This window comes from Streptomyces sp. SM1, assembly GCF_002910825.1.
GTDB classification, from domain to species: Bacteria; Actinomycetota; Actinomycetes; order Streptomycetales; family Streptomycetaceae; genus Streptomyces; species Streptomyces okerensis.
Map to the genome: position 1 here is coordinate 1 of NZ_NEUB01000488.1, position 3,081 is coordinate 3,081.

Here is a 3,081-nt window from a genome sequence, read left to right on the forward strand (position 1 = left end):
GAGCGGGCGAGTAAACACGCTGGTGGACAGGGCCTTTGCCGTGCTGCCACCGAGGAAGGTCCCCTCCAGGGCGTTGTAGCCGTGGACGCCGCCGCCGCCGAAGCCGGCCACCTCGCCGGCCGCGTAGAGCCCTTCGACCGGCCGGCCGCCGGCGCCGAGCGCGCGGGAGTCCAGGTCGGTCTGGATGCCGCCGAGGGTCTTGCGGGTGAGGATGTGCAGTTTGACGCCGATCAGCGGGCCGGCCGCCGGGTCCAGGATGCGGTGCGGGGTGGCGACGCGGCCGAGGCGGTCGCCGAGGTAGCGGCGGGCGTTGCGGATGCCCTGCACCTGGGCGTCCTTGCTGTAGGTGTTGGCCAGTTGCAGGTCGCGGGCCTCGATCTGGCGCCGCAGGAGTGCCGCGTCGAGCAGGGGCTTGTCGGTGAGGGCGTTCATCTTCTCGACGAGCTGTTCGACGGTCGGGGCCGTGACGAAGTCCGCGCCCTTGCGCAGGAAGGCGTCGACCGGTCCGGGGGCGCCCTTGCCCAGGACCCGGGTGCGCAGGAATCCGGTCCGGTCCTTGGCGGTGATGTCGGGGTTCTGCTCGGAGCCCGAGAGGGCGAACTCCTTCTCGATGATCTTCTGGGTGAGGATGAACCAGGAGTGGTCGTGACCGGCGATGTCCTCGGTGGTGCGCAGGTGTCTGAGCGTGCCGAGGGTGTCGTAGCCGGGCAGGCAGGGCTCGGGCAGCCGGCGGCCGAGGGCGTCGAACCACATCGAGGACGGTCCGGGCAGGATCCGGATGCCGTGGCCGGGCCAGATCGGGTCCCAGTTCTGCAGTCCCTCGGTGTAGTGCCACATACGGTCCCGGTTGACCAGCCGCACCCCCGCGCGGACGCTGATGTCCAGCATCCGCCCGTCGACGTAGGCCGGGACGCCGGTGACCATCTCGCGGGGCGGGGTGCCCAGCCGCTCGGGCCAGTACCGGCGGACGATGTCGTGGTCGGCGCCGATGCCGCCGCTGGTGACGATGACGGCCTGGGCCGTGAGTTCGAACTCACCGATCGTCTCGCGGCTGGAGGCGACCCCGCGCGGTGAGTCGTCCTGGGCCAGCACGGTGCCGCGCACCCCCCGCGCGGCGCCGTCCTGGAGGACGAGTTCGTCGACCCGGTGACGGTGGTGGAAGGTGAGCAGCCCGTCGCGCGAGGCCTGCCGGGCGTACCGGACGAACGGTTCGACCACGCCGGTCCCGGTGCCCCAGGCGATGTGGAAGCGGGGCACGGTGTTGCCGTGGCCGTCCGCGCGGAGATCGCCGCGCTCGGCCCAGCCGACGGTGGGCAGGAAGGTGATGCCGTGACCGTTCAGCCAGGACCGTTTCTCCCCCGCCGCCCACTCGACGTAGGAGCGCGCCCAGCGCACCGCCCAGCCGTCCTCGTCCTCGAGGCGGTCGAAGCCCGCGCTGCCGCGCCAGTCGCTCCAGGCCAGCTCCAGGGAGTCCTTGATGCCCAGGCGCCGCTGCTCGGGTGAGCCCACGAGGAACAGCCCGCCGAAGGACCAGAAGGCCTGGCCGCCGAGGTTGGCGGCGTTCTCCTGGTCGACCAGGGCGACCCTGCGGCCCTGGCTGGTCAGCTCGTGGGCCGCGACGAGGCCCGCGAGTCCGGCTCCGACAACGATGACGTCGGCATCCATGGCGACCGTCCCTTCCTTCATCCGGTGAGCAACGCGGTCAGCAGTTGTTTCAGCCAGGCCCGGGCGCGCGCGACGTCCCGGTCCAGCAGCAGTTGGACGGTGACACCGTCGTAGGCGGCGACCACCGCGTGTGCGGCGCCCTCGGCCCCGCCGAGCACGGCGGGCAGCGCGGTGTGGTCGTGGGACCGGGCCAGCCGGTCCGCGATGGTCCGCCGCAGACGTGCCCGGTGCTCCAGCAGGCCGCGGGCCACCTCCGGGTCGCGGGCGGCGTGCACCAGGAAGTCGGTCTTGACCAGCAGCCAGTCGTGGTCGAGCAGCAGGACGTCGGTGACGCGGTCCACGGCTGCGGTCACGTCGAGGTCGGGGCCGTCCAGGGCGAAGGCACCGGAGACCTGTTCCGCGATCAGCTCGGCGCGCTCCGTGTACAGGGCGAAGAACAGCTCGTCCAGTCCCGTGAAGTTGGAGTAGAAGGCGCCCCGGGTGTAGCCGGCGGCCTCGCAGACCTCCTCGATCGAGACGTGTCCGAAGCCCTTGCCGGCGAACACGGTGAAGGCGGCTTCCAGGAGGTTGGCGCGCGTGCGCAGCCTGCGCCTGGTGACGCGCCCCGCCGTACCGTCCACCGCCATGACCGCCCCTCTCCGTCCGATACAGGAACGTATCCGATACACCGATGTATCGAACAGGCCCGGGACGGAATCCGCCACATCCGTCCACAGCGGAGTGCTCCGGCCGACCGGGCAACGCATAGAACATACTTTTGAATCAGGAGTACGCTGGAGTCATGACCACGCACCACCCCCCGGCACTCCAGGCATCCCTGTTCGACCAGGCCGACGAGCTGCGGCTGGGCCCGCTCGACGGGACGCGCCGCACCGAGCTGGGCCGGGGCGCCTGGATCGACGTCCTGCCGGGATGGCTCGGCGGGTCCGACGCGCTGTTCGCGCGGCTGGCCGCCGAGGTCCCGTGGCGGGCGGAGCGGCGGCAGATGTACGACCAGGTCGTGGCCGTACCCCGGCTGCTGTCGTACTACCGCGCGGGCGATCCGCTGCCGCACCCCGTGCTGACCGAGGCGCGCGAGGCACTCGGCGCGCACTACGCCGGCGAACTGGGCGAGCCGTTCGCCACGGCCGGACTGTGCTACTACCGGGACGGCCGGGACAGCGTCGCCTGGCACGGCGACCGGATCGGCCGGGGCGCCCGCGAGGACACCATGGTCGCCATCCTCTCCGTCGGCGCGCCGCGCGATCTGCTGCTGCGCCCCGTGTGCGGCGGCGACACGGTGCGCCGTCCGCTCGGGCACGGGGACCTCATCGTGATGGGCGGGTCGTGCCAGCGCACCTGGGAACACTGCGTGCCCAAGAGCGCCCGGGCCGCCGGACCGCGCATCAGCGTCCAGTTCCGCCCGCGCGGTGTGAA

General features: G+C 72.1%; 3 protein-coding genes. 1 reads left to right on the top strand and 2 read right to left on the bottom strand.

Annotated features, from left to right (window positions below; translation table 11 throughout):
- Together B9S61_RS12045 and B9S61_RS12050 are read right to left on the bottom strand one after the other, a co-directional pair.
- The coding region (locus B9S61_RS12045; RefSeq protein ID WP_103542246.1) for an FAD-binding dehydrogenase at positions 1–1,665 on the bottom strand (1,665 nt) is incomplete at its 3' end.
- A 17-nt stretch (positions 1,666–1,682) separates the two neighbouring features.
- The gene (locus B9S61_RS12050) at positions 1,683–2,291 is read right to left on the bottom strand and encodes a TetR/AcrR family transcriptional regulator (RefSeq protein WP_103542247.1); all 609 of its coding nucleotides are present in this window, start codon (positions 2,289–2,291) and stop codon (positions 1,683–1,685) included.
- Between the two features lie 155 nt (positions 2,292–2,446).
- Here B9S61_RS12050 and B9S61_RS12055 point away from each other — a divergent pair.
- Positions 2,447–3,081: alpha-ketoglutarate-dependent dioxygenase AlkB (locus B9S61_RS12055; RefSeq protein WP_103542248.1), on the top strand; the 635-nt coding region annotated here is incomplete at its 3' end.

What these genes read in the sequence shown, in the direction of transcription:
- B9S61_RS12050 (WP_103542247.1), bottom strand. Translation starts at nt 2,291, where the DNA reads ATGGCGGTGGACGGTACGGCGGGGCGCGTCACCAGGCGCAGGCTGCGC.